This window comes from Clostridium coskatii, from assembly GCF_001675205.1.
GTDB classification, from domain to species: Bacteria; Bacillota; Clostridia; order Clostridiales; family Clostridiaceae; genus Clostridium_B; species Clostridium_B ljungdahlii.
Genome location: NZ_LROR01000095.1, coordinates 21,055 through 39,272 on the forward strand (window position 1 = coordinate 21,055; position 18,218 = coordinate 39,272).

General features: G+C 31.8%; 19 protein-coding genes and 1 other RNA gene. 19 read left to right on the top strand and 1 reads right to left on the bottom strand.

What is annotated here, in order from left to right:
• Nucleotides 1–4: 4 nt before the first annotated feature.
• The 16 genes from CLCOS_RS19840 (at nt 5) to CLCOS_RS19915 (ending at nt 13,779) form a co-directional block, all read left to right on the top strand.
• Nucleotides 5–439, top strand: coding sequence for a hypothetical protein (locus CLCOS_RS19840; protein ID WP_063601141.1), 435 nt, complete (start codon nt 5–7; stop codon nt 437–439).
• Nucleotides 429–1,541 (top strand): hypothetical protein, encoded by a 1,113-nt coding sequence (locus CLCOS_RS19845; protein ID WP_242866919.1) that lies wholly within the window; start codon nt 429–431, stop codon nt 1,539–1,541. The genes CLCOS_RS19840 and CLCOS_RS19845 overlap by 11 nt, the downstream gene beginning before the upstream one ends.
• Nucleotides 1,542–1,543: 2 nt before the next feature.
• On the top strand, nt 1,544–1,888 hold the full coding sequence (locus CLCOS_RS19850) for a hypothetical protein (protein ID WP_063601139.1): 345 nt from the start codon (nt 1,544–1,546) through the stop codon (nt 1,886–1,888).
• A gap of 11 nt (nt 1,889–1,899) precedes the next feature.
• Nucleotides 1,900–2,463: a hypothetical protein gene (locus CLCOS_RS19855; protein ID WP_063601138.1), complete on the top strand. Its 564-nt coding sequence runs from the start codon at nt 1,900–1,902 to the stop codon at nt 2,461–2,463.
• Nucleotides 2,460–3,473, top strand: coding sequence for a hypothetical protein (locus CLCOS_RS19860; protein WP_063601137.1), 1,014 nt, complete (start codon nt 2,460–2,462; stop codon nt 3,471–3,473). The genes CLCOS_RS19855 and CLCOS_RS19860 overlap by 4 nt, the downstream gene beginning before the upstream one ends.
• Before the next feature lie 12 nt (nt 3,474–3,485).
• On the top strand, nt 3,486–4,724 hold the full coding sequence (locus CLCOS_RS19865; protein WP_063601136.1) for a hypothetical protein: 1,239 nt from the start codon (nt 3,486–3,488) through the stop codon (nt 4,722–4,724).
• Nucleotides 4,725–4,736: 12 nt separating this feature from the next.
• Nucleotides 4,737–6,713: a hypothetical protein gene (locus CLCOS_RS19870; protein WP_063601135.1), complete on the top strand. Its 1,977-nt coding sequence runs from the start codon at nt 4,737–4,739 to the stop codon at nt 6,711–6,713.
• 5 nt (nt 6,714–6,718) lie between these two features.
• On the top strand, nt 6,719–6,979 hold the full coding sequence (locus CLCOS_RS19875; RefSeq protein WP_063601134.1) for a hypothetical protein: 261 nt from the start codon (nt 6,719–6,721) through the stop codon (nt 6,977–6,979).
• Between the two features lie 11 nt (nt 6,980–6,990).
• Nucleotides 6,991–7,986, top strand: a complete 996-nt coding sequence (locus CLCOS_RS19880; protein WP_063601133.1) for a hypothetical protein — start codon at nt 6,991–6,993, stop codon at nt 7,984–7,986.
• 11 nt (nt 7,987–7,997) lie between these two features.
• Nucleotides 7,998–9,083 carry a hypothetical protein gene (locus CLCOS_RS19885; protein ID WP_063601132.1) on the top strand — a complete coding sequence of 362 codons (1,086 nt, stop codon included), beginning with the start codon at nt 7,998–8,000 and terminating at the stop codon, nt 9,081–9,083.
• A gap of 43 nt (nt 9,084–9,126) precedes the next feature.
• Nucleotides 9,127–10,233 carry a hypothetical protein gene (locus CLCOS_RS19890; RefSeq protein ID WP_063601131.1) on the top strand — a complete coding sequence of 369 codons (1,107 nt, stop codon included), beginning with the start codon at nt 9,127–9,129 and terminating at the stop codon, nt 10,231–10,233.
• Nucleotides 10,234–10,273: 40 nt separating this feature from the next.
• Nucleotides 10,274–10,723: a putative ABC transporter permease gene (locus tag CLCOS_RS19895; RefSeq protein ID WP_063601130.1), complete on the top strand. Its 450-nt coding sequence runs from the start codon at nt 10,274–10,276 to the stop codon at nt 10,721–10,723.
• A gap of 88 nt (nt 10,724–10,811) precedes the next feature.
• The gene (locus CLCOS_RS19900) at nt 10,812–11,129 is read left to right on the top strand and encodes a hypothetical protein (protein WP_063601129.1); all 318 of its coding nucleotides are present in this window, start codon (nt 10,812–10,814) and stop codon (nt 11,127–11,129) included.
• Nucleotides 11,130–11,146: 17 nt separating this feature from the next.
• Nucleotides 11,147–11,908 (top strand): N-acetylmuramoyl-L-alanine amidase, encoded by a 762-nt coding sequence (locus CLCOS_RS19905; RefSeq protein ID WP_063601128.1) that lies wholly within the window; start codon nt 11,147–11,149, stop codon nt 11,906–11,908.
• Nucleotides 11,909–12,020: 112 nt separating this feature from the next.
• Nucleotides 12,021–12,491 carry a hypothetical protein gene (locus CLCOS_RS19910; RefSeq protein ID WP_063601127.1) on the top strand — a complete coding sequence of 157 codons (471 nt, stop codon included), beginning with the start codon at nt 12,021–12,023 and terminating at the stop codon, nt 12,489–12,491.
• Between the two features lie 490 nt (nt 12,492–12,981).
• A complete protein-coding gene (locus tag CLCOS_RS19915) occupies nt 12,982–13,779 on the top strand; it encodes a zinc ribbon domain-containing protein (protein WP_063601126.1) in 798 nt (265 codons plus the stop codon).
• A gap of 81 nt (nt 13,780–13,860) precedes the next feature.
• Here CLCOS_RS19915 and ssrA read toward each other — a convergent pair.
• Nucleotides 13,861–14,220: a transfer-messenger RNA gene (ssrA, locus tag CLCOS_RS19920) on the bottom strand.
• Between the two features lie 229 nt (nt 14,221–14,449).
• Here ssrA and dcuS point away from each other — a divergent pair.
• The 3 genes from dcuS (at nt 14,450) to CLCOS_RS19935 (ending at nt 18,197) form a co-directional block, all read left to right on the top strand.
• Nucleotides 14,450–16,060, top strand: coding sequence for a DcuS/MalK family sensor histidine kinase (gene dcuS / locus CLCOS_RS19925; RefSeq protein WP_063601125.1), 1,611 nt, complete (start codon nt 14,450–14,452; stop codon nt 16,058–16,060).
• Nucleotides 16,053–16,781: a response regulator gene (locus tag CLCOS_RS19930; protein WP_063601124.1), complete on the top strand. Its 729-nt coding sequence runs from the start codon at nt 16,053–16,055 to the stop codon at nt 16,779–16,781. Before dcuS ends, CLCOS_RS19930 begins: the two co-directional genes overlap by 8 nt.
• 186 nt (nt 16,782–16,967) lie before the next feature.
• Nucleotides 16,968–18,197 carry an NAD(P)-dependent malic enzyme gene (locus CLCOS_RS19935; protein WP_063601123.1) on the top strand — a complete coding sequence of 410 codons (1,230 nt, stop codon included), beginning with the start codon at nt 16,968–16,970 and terminating at the stop codon, nt 18,195–18,197.
• Nucleotides 18,198–18,218: the final 21 nt, after the last annotated feature.

An 18,218-nucleotide genomic window follows, 5' to 3' on the forward strand; every position in this document is an offset into this window, starting at 1 on the left:
TGTTTTGGATATATCTAGACTTAATGAATTTAATATACAACTTTTGTATTCAGATGGTGCAGATACAGGTGCAGCAATAACAAATTATAAACCTCCTCGTCCTGCTTATTTTAGAAAGGCCGTAAGAACTGTTTCTGGTTACAGCCAATTTCAGGATAACGTCAAATCAGATTGTATAATTGAATTTACAGCTGCTTTTCAAATTAAAGGTGATACAGATTCAGAAACCCAGATAAATGCACAGAAGTATCTGGAATTTGTTAAAAGATACAGCGAGAGGTTAACTTTAATAAATGAATTTGGAATAATGTATAAAGGTTATCTTCAAAATAAATTTGATCTGGATACAACAATTGAAGGAGATATATATTATATATCACTTGAGATGCTTTGCAATCATGATGTTTCTGGATGGGTGAGTGATAATGATGGACTCTAGCGTAACTATATACAAAAAGGCAGGCTATGTAAGTTATGGTACAAGTGATGCAGATAAGATTACAGTGAGAAACAGCCTTACAAGCATAAAAACAAACAGGGCTAAAGATACCCAGGTTACAGAGTCTACTATAATTATGGAATACGAAAAACTTCCACTAGCAGCATTTAAGGGGGGCAACACAGGAATAATTGACAACTATGCACACATTGAGATTTATTTTGATGATCTGATTCAATACTCAGGAGTTATAAAGAAATATAACTATAATGAAGGAGATAAGACTATCACATTAACTTGTCACGATATGTTCTATAGGCTTTTAAATGCCACAAATGAAGATATAGTTTATGGTGCTACTACTGCAGTAAATGTAATTGCAGATTTAGTAGGAAGAGCAGGACTTAACTTTTATCAAGCAGGAGGAGATAATTACAGCATATCCAATTTAAAGATAGCTGAAGGCACAGTGTATGCAGATGTTATACAGAATTTTTTAGAGACAATGCATGCAGCTATTAGATGCAGCAAAAGTGGAACTATTATTTTGGAAGATCAGTATCCGTCTTATATAGAAGGTGGTGGAGATAAAAACCATTTTGACTGGGTTTATAAAGATAGTTCAAATAACTCTTCAGATGATGCCGGAAGAGATGCTTCATTAATGAAAAACATATTAAAAGTTACCTGTGATGTAAAGAATGGTGATAAGACTCAAACTGTTTTTGACAAGTTTGAAGATCCAAGTATGACCGAATATCTCAACGGTGAAAAGTGGTATGAAATAGTAGATAATCCTCTAGCAAATACACAGCAAAAAAGAAAAGCAGTAGCAGGTTGGCAGTTCCTAGAGTATTGGAGAAAAAGTACTCCACTTACCATATTGCCGTGTAAGGGAAATAAGAATATTGACCTAGGCCAGGTAGTTAAACTTTTGAGAGACAACACAGATCCAGGATATTATTTAGTTGTTGGTATAGATACGGAAGTAACGGCAGATGGCTATCAAGATACTTTACAATTGGAAGGTATGAGAGACAAAAATACAATATATCTAATACCTAAACTGCTTGCTTCTGGCGTTATGAAGGAGGCTAGTTAATCATGTCCGGAAGTGGGTTTAAGAATTTTAGGGAGCCTGTAGTCTATGTATTAGACCAGGAACTTAGAAAAAGAAATCTTAAAAATAAAATATCCATAGATACAGGGGACCAGCCTTACAGTGGAGAGCTTGCAGAATATCCTGTACAGCTTGTGAGAGATTCTAATACAAAGAAAGTAGTTAAATGTATATATGGAACTGGAACGGACCAATGGAGTGAGGAACTTATCAGAGATAGCAATGGAAAAGTATATAGGATTAAAACAACATATCCTGATGGCAGCACAAAGACAATACAAATTAATAAAGGTTCAGACAACCTGGTTGACAATATAGATTATGTTTAGGGGTGATTCAATTGAGCCTACCAAGTTATGTTATAAATTTTGATGAGTTAGCAGATGCAATAAAGGATTATTTACAAAATGGAGTTAAAGTTGATATAGGGAGCATAACAGTTCCTACAGATAAAATTGAAGATTTGCTTACCCAAATAAGAGATAAAATACAGGGTGTAAATTATAATGATTTAATAGCAGCATTAAATGCTCTTGGAGTTAAATTGGATGCTCTTTCAGGCAATTTAGGCATAAGTGGTGTACAAAAAATATATGGAGAAATGCTTCAAATACCAGCAACCACAGGAGTTTATACTATAGAATTTGAGGTACCTGAAAAGGGAAAAATTACTGGTATAACATATTCTCAATCAGCCTGGAATTTTCAAGATACATGGGATTTAAAAGCAGGAGATACTACATTATTTACTGGTGTCAGGACTAAAGAGTATGGAGAAAATAAGTTCTTTAATGTGTTTTATCCAGTAGCTGCAGGTCAGAAAATAGACTTTATGTTTAATAATGTTAGTGGATCTTCTAAAATATTGTGGGTAGATTTTAATATATTGGAGGACGCAGTATGAGTTTGCCGAGGTATGTTATAAATTTTGATGAACTGGAAACTGAATTAAGATTTAACTTACTAAAGTTAATAGATGATGCAATGAGAAACAAATATCCACAGCTAGATACAGGAGATATTGAATCATTATTAAGTGAAATAGAAGATTTATTACCTGATGAAAAATACAAAGGGCTTAAAAATAGGATAGAGCAATTCTTATTGTATAAGTATGATGGAACACAACAAGTTGAAGGTGGAATGATCGACATACCTGCAATTATAAAGGACTATAAGAAAGACTTTATCTTTGATAAAGATGTGTTTTTAACAGGATTACACCTGAATCAAACAGGATGGAAAAAAGAAGATAGATACAGCCTGGTAATAAATAAAAATAAAATAATAGACAGTGCCACTACAAAAGAAATAGGGGAGCATAAATACTTTAATACTTACTATAAGGTAAATGCCAATACTCCTATTTCTTTTATTTTGCATAATAAAAGTGGAAACAGCAGACAGGCTTTAATTGATTTGGAGTACATACAAGGTAAAGAAATTACAATTGATCCTAGTCAACCAGTACCAGATCCGGATGTGCCTAATATACCAAATGATTGGGACATAGCAGTCCGTATGCAGTGGGATAAAAATTCTGATACAGATATGGATCTCCATGGAATTATGGGTGACATGCATGTTTGTTTCTGGTATAAATCTTATCCTGGATTTTATTTAAATTGGGATTGGCTCCAGCATATATCAAACAATAATCCTGAGATAATATCTGTTAAAGGACACCAGAATAAAGTTTTGGATATATATGTCCAGGACTATAATCAAGGAAAATTAAGAAATCCTGTGAATGTGAAAATATATGAAAAAAAGTCTTATGGTGCAGTACTTTTAAAAGAATACAATATTACAGTTGAAAACACGAGTCCTTTAGGATATGGAGTATGCAGTATAGATTTAAAAACTAAGAAAATAACGGATATGTTTACTAGAAAAAATATATTTATTAGGTAGGAGTGAGATAAAATGGCTATAACAGAGGATTTCTACTATATGGAGGGCAACTGTAGTGTAAAGAATTTAGTTAAGACCTTAGTAACGGAAATAACTCAAAATTCAGGTGTATACAAATGGAATTTAGTTGTACCTGACAGCATAGATAAAATAGGGGTAAATGGAGCAGCTGGAACAATAAATTTAATAACAGATGGAAGCACAACTGATAAAGTTCAGACTACATTTTCAGTTTCTAGGTCAAATGATACTTGTATAATAAAAACAACTACCTCGTATGGAAAGATTTTTTATGTTAAAATTAGCAGACCTACAAGAGAATTGACAACAGCAGAGAATAATGCCATACGAAAGTTTAAAAGTTCGCATATTTATGACGATATTAGTGGCGCAACACATTCCAGGAATGATGCACAAGTTTTAGAATTTATGGCTGAACAAAATGCAGATGGCACTGACAATGGGTACAATGACTATGTTAGTGCAATGACAGTAGGATTAGCTTTAAATAACATAAGACTGCAAATGGCAGCTTCACTTAATTCAGATAGTACAGATATTGATGTAAGTAAGGATATACAGGAAAGGTATAATTACAGGTTAGCATGGTATAGAAATTTACAACCTGAAATAAAAGATTTCTTGCCAGTTCAATACTGGATTTGTGTAACCAAGGATAGTATTAATCTTGTACTTAGGGGAGATCCGTCAGCAGATGTTGCACCATATAATAATTATTTGACAAGTTATGCTTATATTGGAGCGTTAAAGCCTGTAGAAGATTCAGCTTACACAGATGATGAATACAATTTTGGAATAACTACATCATCCGAGATAGAACCAAATTATAGTAATCCATATGGAGAACGAACAGGAACTGGTGTAACAGATGTATGCATGATAGCCAATAAGATAGGTATGCCCTATCAACCACACTACCCGGCTTTTTATAGTACTAATCCGTTTATGGACAAGTGTGGAGTAGAAGGTTCTAGGTGGAACCATAAAAAGCATCAGTTTTCCGATATTACATTAGTTCATCCGGTAGATATGGAACGTGGCAAGATGATTAATGTGCTGGTGGGAGATGCTTCAAGTATTTATGATACAGACAAGTTGGTATATATGAAAGGAACAGACTCAGAGGAAAATTACAAGAAATTTAAGATTACAGCACCATTTAATTTTTTAAATAATAGCTCAAATATTAATTACTGTATTGCTATTAGATGTCCTCAATCCATTGAGTAGGAAGTGATATAAATGCCCTTGCATATAATTCCCTTGTGTGATTTTAAATATGCAGGGGAGATTTATTCTGGAGCAACTTTTAAGTATGATACTGCTGGGAAAATTTCAAAAGTTAAGTTAAAATTGCTTTCTAAAAGTTCAAAAGAATTTGAAAAAAATTCTAAAAAACTACTTTATAGAGATACATCAGATATGTTAAAAAATAACAAAAGGTATTTATCCAGTGAGTCTTGCAAAATAGGCAATAAAAATTTTACTAAGGAATTAAAAGCCAATATTAAAGGATTGGATAAAATTTATAAAATGTATTTACTAAGAATAGAAAGTTTATGTTTTATAAAAAATAGCACTTTTAGATTAAGAAAAAATAATTCTTTGATAAATGTGGAATCAGGAGTAAATTTGGATGTTGCCAAAGATAATGAGTTAAATTTAAAATCAAGTAGAGAGTTAAGTAATGGTAAGAATAGCTGCTTAGATATAGAAAAAAGTAAGGAGCTAGGCAATGCTAAAAACAATTATTTAAGTATAGAACTTGGTAAACCAATGCTAAGAATTTATGGCAATAAGTTTAATAAAGAGGAGGCTTTTAACCTCATAGATCATGGAAGAAAAAATATATTATTAGGTAAATGCAATGATATATTTTTAAGCAAAAGTGCGCAGATTCTTGATAAGGATAAACCTGTGGAGCTAATAAGGTCATATATTGGTGATGTATGTAAATTTACAGAGAGGTATATCATCAGAAATAACATAAAACAGATTTCGTTTGATTTAAGTAAAAGGCTTTATGGAAGATACAATCTAAAAGATGTATTTAAAATCAAAAATAAATTTATTAATAAAATTGCTATTAAAAAAATTGGTAAAATGAATTACCAATTTACCTTAAAGAAGGATTCATCAAAAAGAATAATTAAAAATTATGATGAAAATTACCTAAGTAAACTTAATTTAAAAAGAATATCCAGCAGCATAAAAGCAAGGCTTCTTTATAAATGGAGCATCAAAAGTATTAGTAAAATGAATGCCTATGGCCTTAATAAGATTGTTTTTAAAAATATTTTTAAGAATAATTATAAACTACTTAGAAAAATAACTGATAAGAATATTTACTGCAGTAATGATGATATTGGGTTAATCCTGCAAGAAATAAACAATATAGCTAAAATTAGCGATAGATATTTAAAAAGCACAGCATCTATGAATATTTATAAACAGTTAGAGAAAGGATTATTTGATTTAACTGTAACTGATATAGCACAAATTCAAAGTTACTATTTGGGGAATGATTTAAATAGAGAAGTTTACAAGGAAGGTAGAAATAATAAGTTTATTGATATTATAAAACGCTGGTGGTGGCTAAATCCTACAGATCCAAGAGACAGCATAATTATTCCAAATAAAGATTTTGATTATGACAGCAGTTTATTAAATAATCCTGACTATGAATATCTTAGATTTACTAATCATCCTATAGGATGGGGCGCAAGTTGGGGAATAGATTTCAATATTCCTGCTTATGCAGTAAGTATAGAAATAATGCTGGATCTAGTAAATATCTTGATTATGATATGGCACCATGACGTACAAGCATGGATGTGTTGTAGTGGAAAAGAATCTATGCAGTTTGTAATGGAGATACTTTATGATTGGTATACCTTAGATACTTCTAAACCTAATGCAGATTATTACAGAGCATATAGATGGATAAGATGGGAAGCTGAAAAGGTGTATTTCCTAAATTTAGATACAGGGTTGCAAGCAGTAGGGGTACTTATAGCAAATTTGATAGACTATTTAAAGTATCATGAATTTAATTCAGTTCTACTTTGGAGAAATCCAAAAGCTATGGCCATAGAAAGAAATTTTAATAGAATGGCTCAAAATGGTGATTTAATGAGGAATTTAGATAAGGTAAAGGGCAAAAGATATTACTATATAGAGACGCAAAATATAGAAAAGAAAAATATTTTAGGGAGATGATACTAATGGCAACAATTCCTAGTGCGATAGATTTTAAAAAACCCAGACAAAAAGAATGGGGTATTCTTCAAGGCAGGACATTAGCTTCTTTAAATTATGGTGGAATAGTAGATAGCAATGGAAAATCTATTAATTTAACTTCAACAAATTGTTATCAGGATGCACTTGAGCAGGCCAAAATACTTATAGCTCAGGGGACGGGTACAGTTAATGTACAGGTAGTTGAGTTTGTACCATATGATTACATGATGCAACCTAATGTATAGGAGCTGGTTACATGAAACTTATAAAAGTTAAAGATGGATTACTGGAGGTTGAGAATTTTTTCTTAACCTCTTCTTTCAGTGATTTTGCTGGAAGCGCTAATGTAACAAGAGATATGAGCACAGGAAAAATGAAATTAATCTCCAATAATAAGATTGAAAGAAATTTTACCTATACCGAATTTGTTGTAGAACTTGAGAAAGAAAACTTTAATGATGTGGGTATAGATGATCACTGCTCATTATACTTTGGCAATGATAAATATGCTTTCGGAATTAGAGAGATGAAGCAAGGTGAACAACATAAGTTTTGGAAAATACTTAAGGAAGATAATTATGTACAGGCTTATGCATCAGATGATGGGATAAATTACACCAATATAGGAGGCATGAATTTTATAGATGCAGTGTTACATCAGGGCTTTGAAAAATACAGTAATGAGGATTTTATATTAGATAATTACAAAGTATATGCAAGTCCATATGTTACTATACAAAATTTCCCTGAAAATACTGTATGTGAATTGTATGACTCAAATAATAATTTGTTAAAAACCAGAACCTTCAATGGCGATCTGGAGTGTAAAATATTTCTGGATAGTAATATTCAAGGATATTTTATTTTTAAGGACTCCACTGGAAATCAGATATATAAATCAGATTTATTGGATCTTAAGTATGGTGATGTATATGTATTTAGCAAGTACGAACTTGAAGTAATTTATAACGGACTGGTTGTAACTAACACAAGTCCTGTAGTATTAAAAGACCTTCAGGAGAGCATAACAATTAAAAACATAGATACTAAAGATTATGCGGGGCTAAAAATAGAGATACAGACTGCAAGTGATGATTTAATTCAACTAAGCTTGGATGGTTCAGCATATTCAGATAGTGTAAGTTTGGATTTGCTTCAAGGACAAAGTAAAGATGTATTTGTTAAAATAACTAAAAATGTTGATAATCATAATTTTTCTGTGAGAGATTTTCAACTAGTAATAGATGAGTAGGTGATGACTGTATGAGTGAATTTTTTAATGTAACTCTTAACAAAGATGTTGTTTTGGATGATACTGCAACTAATAGTTCTACAGGATGGACAGGTAAGCATATACTAGATGAAATAATAGCTCATAGAGTAACTAAATTTGAAGGCTTAGATGATGTAAATGTAGCAAATAAGCAAGATAAACAGGTAGTTGTTTATTCTGCAGATGAAAAAAAGTTTACTACTGTAGATTTACAGAATATTGGAGATGCAGCAGGATTAAGTTTAAAGCAAATAAGTAAAATGGGTATAGTAGGAAGTGTATCAGCTCCATATGAAGTAGACATTCCAATTAATACAGTGGATTTTAAAGTCCCTAGAGTAAATGTATTACAATTTCAACAGGGTGACCAAAATGTAATAAAAACTTTAAATTCATTCAGTAACTCTGAATCCAGTGATTTTCAACCTGATGATATGATAGCGTTTGATAATACAGTACATTTAAAAACAAGTTATGATTATCAAATGAAAGATGAGGGATCTATAGGATCTAACAATGAAGAATATTTCTGTGAAATAGATAAGAGCATTTTTAAAGAAATAGATGACATTGAAGAATCGGTTGATGGAGTAAGTGAGATACTTACAGTAACTGCTGTACCACCAGATAGATTATTAATTGCTAGTGGTGATAAAGATTTAAGTTATGTACAGAATATAGATTATTTTAAACTCACAGGAACGGGGAGTAATTTAAGAGTAGTTATAAGTGTAGACGGTGGCACAACATGGAAAACTTTTAATACGGATCATTGGGAAGATATAAGTTTAACTATGAATGATGTAAAGACAAAAGGTATAGATATGTCTATTTTCAATGCTATTAATTCTACTTACTGGAATTTGCTTAATGCAAATAAAAAAATAAGGTTTGCTTATTTACTGTCTATGAATAGTATTTCAGATACAGAGAGCATTGATAATTTAGATTTACAGTATGATGGACAAGGTAAATGGATACAAGCTAAGGAGGATATGTATGATGTAGTATATGTTTCAAATACCCAACTGCAGGTGCTTGTAAAATTTTCAGGAGATATAAAAATAAATTACTAATTAGTTTAATATTGCAGGCTTTATAAAGATAGGAAGTGAAAGAATGACATTAAGTGTAGGAACAACGGGTGTAATACAACCAGAAACGGGATGGCAAAGATCTCAATATAATGAAGGAAGATTAATATTTATAGGTACTGATTGGCAATTATATGATGATAATTCTGGACATTTAATAAAATATCAGTTAGGTTCTTTAAAACATCAAGTTAAATTTAAATTTTTAGGAACTAAATTTAGAATGATTGGATGCGGTAGAGGATATTATTCAAATCAGTGTAAGGTAATTATAACTTCTCTTAAAACAAATCAGATTATATCAAATTATACTTTTAATGAGCATTGTACTGAAGATGCACTTAATCTTACTTTAGTACATGAAAGCCCTGCTATTCCTTTAGATGAATATGAAGTAATAATAGAAGAAACATCCGGCAAAAATTTTAATATAAATTCTATTGATATAGAAAATACAGGTGAATTTTTAGCTTATATAGGACAAACATTAACTGCACCAGAAATAGGTTGGCAACGTATAGAAGATACAAATAGTATCATTACTTACGAGGGACAATGGTATATCCAAACAAACAATACTTATTCTGGAGGAAGTTGTCATTATTCAATAAATAAAAATTCAATAGTTAAATTTAATTTTACTGGAAATAAATTAAGAATTATAGCTGGGGCAGCTCCTAATTGTAGTGGAAATATTACTATTACTATTGATGGTATAAAATATCCTTTTTCAGAATATGAAAGTAGTCTTATTAGTAGTTGCTTGTTATTTGAAAAAAGAGATCTAGCAAATAAAGAGCATTCATTTATGTTTTGTACAAATGATGAAAATTCAAGTATTTATAGTGTTTTTGATGCTATAGATATAGATTCAAATGGAATATTAAAACCTTACAACCCCAATTTAAATAAATATTTAATTATGAAAAATAATCAATATTATTCTGTAAAAGATAATTCACTTACTTTATTAGGGATACCAACAGATGATACTCAAAAAGAACAGTGGTTTAATGATTATGGTGTAGATGATTTAAAAGCAGTATTGTTAACTCCACAATCTGATGGAAGTAAATTAATTGATAATCTTGATGATAAATTTGAAATAAGAATGATGAAACCTAAGGACTAGATATAGTCTTTTTATTTTAATCAAAAATGGGGGATGTATATTGAAAAATAAAATATATAAAGACTTAATATTAATAGCTACAATGGGTGCTATATACATGGTACTGGAAGGTGTATGGAGAGGCTGGACGCATATAAGTATGCTGGTGGTTGGTGGCTTGAGTGCTTTCCTAATAGGAAGATTAAATGAGTACCCTAAATTCTATGACCGAAAGATGTGGCAGGAATGTTTGATAGGTACTTTTATAATTCTTATCTTAGAATTTGCAAGTGGGATGATTTTAAATGTGTGGCTTGGCCTTGATATATGGGATTATTCTAATGAGCCTTTTAACTTATATGGACAGACATGTTTGCCTTATGCTGTGCTGTGGTTTTTTCTAGTACCATTTGCTATATATGTTGATGATTATTTAAGGTATAAGCTCTTTGAAGAAAAGAAGCCAGCAGGGTTATTGAAAAATTATAAAGATTTATTTACGTTACAATAGAATATCTTTACGTACTAACTATAAAGAAAAATAAGGACTAGAAGTAGTCTTTTTATTTTGATTAAAACACTTAAATGGGAGGCCTAGAATGAATGATAATTGTAAAGAGTGCCCTTACATCCAAAACTTAAAAGATGATGTAAGTTCACTGAAAAGTGAGCTTAAAAGTTTAGATGAAAGGGTAATTGTTGTTGAAAAATTTTCTGCTTCAGGTGGTGAACAGATAAAGATGATATTTAAAATACTTAATGAAATTAAGGACAGTATCAAAGATATTGGTTCAAAACTTGAAAATATAGAGACAAGGCCATCACAGGATTACTCAAAAATTAAATTAGCTGTTATAACCTCAATATGTTCAGGAATAGCTGTAACAATACTGGGGTTTATTTTTACAAAAAAATAAGGAAAGGAAATGATTTTATGGTAATAACTTATGATTTTGGCCATGGTACTGGAGAGGATAGAGGAGCTGAAGGATATAGAAATGAGGAACATGACTGCCGAGAATATGGAGTACTTGTTATTAAAAAGTTGCAGCAACTAGGACATATCTGCTATGATTGTACACCTTCAGCAAGCCCAGGTTTATCTTTAGGACAAAGTCTTGCTTATAGAGTTAACAAAGCTAACTCTATAGGTTCACAGCTCCATATTTGCATGCATGTAAACGCCTATGAAACAGATAAGGCCAATGGCTGTGAAGTTGAGTATATAAGTGCTAGTGGAAAAGAATATGCCGATAGGATATGCAGTGAAATGTCTAGTGAGCTAGGATTTAGAAATAGAGGTAGCCAATTAAGAACAGGACTATATGTACTTAAATATACAAAAATGGCTGCTATTTTAATAGAACCATTTTTCTGTGATACGAAGTCAGATTGTGACAAGTACGATCCTGAAAAATTAGCAACAGCTATAGTAAAAGGCATTACAGGACAAACAGTGTCAAGTCAGTCACAAACTACAGCGACACAAGTACAGACAGTGCCTACGTATCCTGAAACAATTCCAGAAGGAGTATTTCAGATTCCAGGTACTAAATTTTATATAGAACCAAGAGCTGATGGAGATATGGGAATTCATCTGGATAGAGGAAATTATTTAGTACTGAGAAAAGGTGGAGCACCAGTGGTAGTTTACAACAATAACAAAGGCCAGGGCGGGTCTAAAGTGTTATTCTAATTTTCATCTTATCGATCAAAAGATATGATGAGAATTTTGTTTTATAAGGCTAGTAGAATAGCCTCTTTTTAAATTATCAAGAATACAAATTAAATTTTGGGAGGAAAAAAGTATGTTAGGAAATGAAGTAGCAAATATAATTTCAAGTGGAGTATTAAGTGTATTAGGAGCTTTAGCTTCTTATGGTGTGGCAGTAGGAGTTACTTATCTTAAGAAGAAAAGAGAGTCTCTTATAGAGCAAATGGGCGTTGACCAGTATAACAAGGATTATAAAATAGCGCAAGATATTTACTATATAATAGAGCAGCAGTTTAAATTTATTCCACAGGCAGGAGAACAGAAAAAGAAAGAATTTGATAAGTTGCTAATTGAAAAGATACCAGGAATATCTCAGGAGGAATTGGATCATTTTAGGGAGACTATTTGTGGAAAGATAAATTCAGCGGTTAAGGACAGTAAATTAGTAGCTCCTGCCTTTGATGTAAGTAAAGATGTTGCAGATGTAGCAGGTACTATTAATATTAAACAGGATGCATCAAGTAATGTACAAAGTACTGGACAGAACGTATCGGCTTCTGTATAAAATGCTGAACAAAATATAGCCACGGTTCAGTAATAATTTAAGGCTCAGAGTAGTATAAAAAAGCTATTCTGGACTTTATTTTTTGTACATAGTATAATACATAAATAAAATTTAATTAGAAAAATAAATAATAAAAAATACAAATATGTTTATACTAAATAACATAGTAATTAAATGATTTTAAACAATACCAATGTCAAAATTAGCATTGAAAGACTTTGAAACAATAAAATAAATAATAATTGTTTCAAGACTTTTAATATAATCATAAAAAGACCTCCCTTCGTAAGATAAATATCAACAAATATATCTTTTACGTAGAGGGATCTTTTTATACTGTTTAATTAAAAAATACATAATTTATAAACAATAGTACAGAAATAATTTATACCCCGGGAAACCGGGGACTCTTTTTTTATACCAAAATAGACATAATATGAATATTTTGTTACAATATAATTAAAATTACATAATTGAGGGGGTATTTACATTGGAAAATAATAAAATGACAACATGCAAGGCTTGTGGAGAACAAATTGCAAAAGGTGCTAAAAAGTGTCCACATTGCGGTAAAGATCAGAGAATTTTTTTCATGAAGCATAAAATAATAAGTGTAGTAATTGTGGTTATTATACTAGGCTGCATTGGATCAGCATTAGGAGGCAGTAAACAATCTAATACATCAAATAATGCTACTTCAAGTACAAAAACTTCTAATAGTAAAAATACAAGCCAACCATCTACTAAGCAGCAGGAAGTTAAACAAAGACAAGTTCAAGGAAAAGCAACAGATTTAGGCGCAGGTACATTTACAGTGGGAAAAGATATAGAAGAAGGGCTGTATGATGCAACTCCAGTAGATGGCTCAGGCAATTTTATAATTCAAAATGCGTCAGAGCCAACCTTAACAGTAAATGAAGTATTAGGTAGTGCAGACAATATGGGAGTTCCTAAAGTAAGAGTTAAACTTGTAAAAGATGAACAAATTCAATTAGAAAGTATAAATAAGACACATTTTGAACCTGTGACAGCTGCATTTGTTACAGAGTATAAAGCAACGTCATTATGTAGTGGTAGATGGGTAGTAGGAGAAGATATTGGCAGTGGAAGATATGTAGTAACTCCCAAAAGTGGTGCTGGAAACTTTATAGTATATAAAGATGGCTCACCTGAAGTAAATGAAGTTTTAGGGCAAGGAGGAGTACAGCAAGTAACTGCAAATTTAAATGAGGGAGATATAATTACAATAATGTCATTAAACCAGGTAGATTTTCAACCACAGAAATAGTAAATAAAAAACTCCAGCCTAAAACTAAGCTGGAGTTATATTTCTATGCCTATAATTTATTATATTAATTGTGGACTTAATTGGTGGAGGCGAGGGGAATCGAACCCCTGTCCAAAAGCAGAAACATTTGAGCATCTCCGAGTGCAGTCCTTAATTTAAAATTCCCTCCTTCAGACGCCTAAGGACAGGCTTCTGAATTCAGTAGCTTCATAAATTCCGTTCCTAGGTCAAAGCTTTCCTAGGCTCGTTTCCCCGCTATCGGCGCCAGACCCTAGATCGCGGGAAGTCTAGGCTGACGGCTAGCAGACTATGCTGCTAAAGCTAAATTTTCGTTATTATTTTCGTTTATATTTAATCCCATAGTTTTTTAACGCGGGCCCACAGGTTCCCTCGACTCGCTTCTCAAACACATCACACCCCTGTCGAAACCATTGCGCCCCCATGTTGGGTTAAGTGTTTGAATACTTAATACCGCATAATAATTGTCTTATGCAGTATTAAATTATATCACCCAGATTACTATAAGTCAAATATTAAAATAATGGAAAAAATATTCTTAGAAAGTGGAAAAAAATAAGTCGTCACATGACAGAAATAGCATTTATATGAAGATTAATGGAAAACATGTTATAATTAAAATAGATTTAAATACAAAGTGTTTGGAGGAAATATGAGAATAAAAAAACCTAGATTAACTTTACAAACCACTATAACTTTACTTGTTTGCGGCGTGGTGGCCATTTCTCTATTAGTAACAGATGTTCTTATAAGTGCAAAAATATCAAGTAACGCAGAAAAAAGTCTATCTAATAAAGCGTCCTATATTGCTAGGATGGCTGCCAGTTCACCTACTATAATTGAATCTTTAAGTGATAAGAAAAATGAAAAAATCATTCAAGAACTAGCGAATAAAATAAGAAAATCAACTGATGTAGAATTTGTTGTAGTTACTGACATGAAAGGTATAAGAAAATCGCATCCAGATATAAATCAGCTAGGAAAGCATTTTGTTGGTGGTGACGATGTAGAGGTTCTGAAAGGCCATGAATACGTTTCAACTGCTGAGGGAACATTGGGTAAGTCACTTAGAGCATTTGTTCCAATATTCACTGCAGACGGCAAGCAAGTAGGAATGGTTTGTGTTGGCATATCGTTAAATACTGTGCAGCAGGCTGTCTCACAAAGTAGAATGATTATATATTTAGGTATAGGTATAGGGTTTATAGTTGGAGTTATAGGTGCTATGCTGCTTGCCAAAAGCATTAAAAAAACCATGTTTGGATTAGAACCTTGGAAAATTGCAAAACTTTTAGAAGAGCAGAATGCAATGCTTTACTCAATAAGAGAAGGTGTTATAACTGTAGATGAAAACTGCCGAATTACTCTAGTAAATGAAGAGGCAGCCCGGATATTCAACAAAGCAGGCATTACCAACCTTATTGGTGAAAAAGCGGAGGACTGTGTTCCAAATACCAGATTAAACCATATTCTAAAAACTGGACAACCAGAATTTGACCAGGTGCAAGATCTCAGAGGGATAAAGATTTTGACCAATCGTATGCCAATTTTAGTGAATAAGAAAATTGTAGGTGCTATATCAACTTTTCGTGATAAAACTGAAATGAAAGTATTAGCGGAACAGCTTACAGGAGTAAAACAATATGCAGGTGCACTTAGGGCACAAACCCATGAGTTTATGAACAAATTACATGTTATATTAGGTATGTTACATATGAAATGCTATGATGAACTTACAAACTATATAAATGGAATTGCAAATAAATATCAAGAAGAGATAGGATTTATAGTAAGGCATGTAAAGGATCCTGTACTTGCTGGATTTATTTTAGGTAAAATGAGCTATGCTAGAGAAATCAATGTCAAGTTAAAAGTATGCGAAGACTGCTTTATCCCTGAGCCAGAAAATCCTGAGTTAACTCATGAAGTTGTAACTATACTTGGCAATTTACTTGAAAATGCAGTGGAAGCTGTAAAGGATTCCAAAGAAAAGATAATAAATTTAACATTACTATATGAGAAAGAAACTCTGACTATAGAGGTAAATGATAGTGGTTCTGGAATTGATGAAGATACGAAAGAAAAACTTTTTATAAAAGGTTATTCAACAAAAGGAAATGACAGAGGATTAGGTCTCTATTTAGTACAAAAAAGTGTAGAGAGATTAGGTGGTGAGATTGAAATATACTCAGAGTTAGGTAAGGGTACTCTATTTTCAATTTATATACCTTATAAGAGCAAGGAGAGAATGGTAAATGATTAATGTTTTAATTGTTGAAGATGATCCTATGGTTGCAGAATTTAATAAAAAATACCTTAGTCAAGTAGGTGGATTTAAATTAAAAGCTGTAGCACGTTCCTTTGAAGAAGCTGTAAAAGTTTTAAAAACAAGCGATATACAATTAATTTTATTGGATATATATATGCCCGGTTTGAGTGGATTGGAATTATTATCTCAAGTAAGAAAAATGGGTAAAGAAGTGGATATAATTATTGTATCGGCTGCTTGTGATATTCAAACTATAAAAAGAGCTTTGCAATACGGTGCAGTGGATTATTTGATAAAGCCCTTTGAATTTGATAGATTTAATTCAGCATTATCTGCCTATAGAGAAGCACAGAATTTTATGAAACAAAAAAAAGAACTTAGTCAGACAGAACTTGATCAGCTTATTTTAAATAATCGAGAAGAAAATCAGGTATTCCCACAGCTGCCAAAAGGACTTGATAAAAATACTTTAAAAAAAGTATGGACAAAGGTAATAGAAATGAAAGAAGATACATTTTCAACAAGTGAGATTGCAAGATATGTTGGAATATCAAGAGTTTCCATGAAGAAATATTTAAGTTTTTTAAATAAGCTAGGTGCCTTGAGAGTAGAAGTCATTTATGGATCTGTTGGAAGACCTATTCATAAATATAAATGCGTAGACATTGAAAATAGTTATATAAAAAAGTATATATGCAAAGAAAAAAACCTTTAGATTAATAACTAAAGGTTTTTTATTTGTGTAAATTTAAGTTAAAGGTTTTCACTTACTTTAGTTACAAAATTATTTAGAAAGTTTCAATAACTTTATAAATTGCAATATGAAATTTATAATAAATTTGAAAATAAAGTAATAAAGCAATTATTTTTATGATTTAAATATTAGTTGGAGGTAATATTCATGAATCTAAAAGAAACTGCATTAAAATTTCACAAAGACAATGAAGGTAAAATTGCACTAAAATGCAAGGTACCCGTTAAAAACAAAGAAGATCTAACGCTGGCATATACACCTGGAGTTGCAGAACCCTGCTTAGAAATTAATAAAAATCCAGAATGTATTTATGATTATACATCAAAAGGAAATTGGGTAGCTGTTGTAACAAATGGTACAGCTGTTCTTGGTCTTGGCAATATAGGAGCAGGTGCAGGGCTTCCTGTTATGGAGGGAAAATCCGTTTTATTTAAAACTTTTGCTGGAGTAGACGCATTTCCAATATGTCTGGAAAGTAAGGATATCAATGAAATCGTAGCAGCTGTAAAACTTATGGAACCAACTTTTGGAGGAATAAATCTAGAGGACATCAAAGCTCCAGAATGCTTTGAAATTGAATCAAAGCTTAAAGAAGTTTGTAACATCCCTGTATTTCATGACGATCAACATGGAACGGCAGTTGTTTCAGCGGCCTGTCTTATAAATGCATTAAAGATAGTAAATAAAAAATTTGAAGACTTAAAAATTGTTGTAAATGGAGCAGGAGCAGCAGGGACTGCTATTACAAAACTTTTAATAAAGATGGGAACAAAAAATGTAATACTTTGTGACACTAAAGGTGCTATATACAAGAAAAGACCAATTGGAATGAATAAGTTTAAGGATGAAATGTCAGAAATAACAAATCCTAATCTTCAGAAAGGAACTCTTGCTGATGTTTTAAAAGGTGCAGATGTATTTCTAGGAGTATCTGTAGCTAATTGTGTAACTGAAGAAATGGTAAAGTCCATGAATAAAGATTCAATAATTATGGCAATGGCAAATCCGGATCCAGAAATACTTCCTGATTTAGCTATAAAAGCTGGAGCTAAAGTGGTATGCACAGGGAGGTCAGATTTTCCAAATCAGGTTAACAATGTACTTGCTTTTCCAGGAATATTTAGAGGAGCTTTAGATGTAAGGGCAAGTGAAATAAATGATGAGATGAAAATAGCTGCAGCATATGCAATAGCAGAACTTGTAAGTGAAGAAGAATTGAAACCAGACTATATAATACCTAATGCTTTTGACTTGAGAATAGCTCCAAAAGTAGCCGCATACGTAGCAAAAGCTGCTATTGATACAGGTGTTGCGAGGAAAAAGGATGTCACTCCAGAGATGGTTGAAAAACATACGAAGACTTTGCTTGGAATTTAATATGTGAGAATATGAAAACAA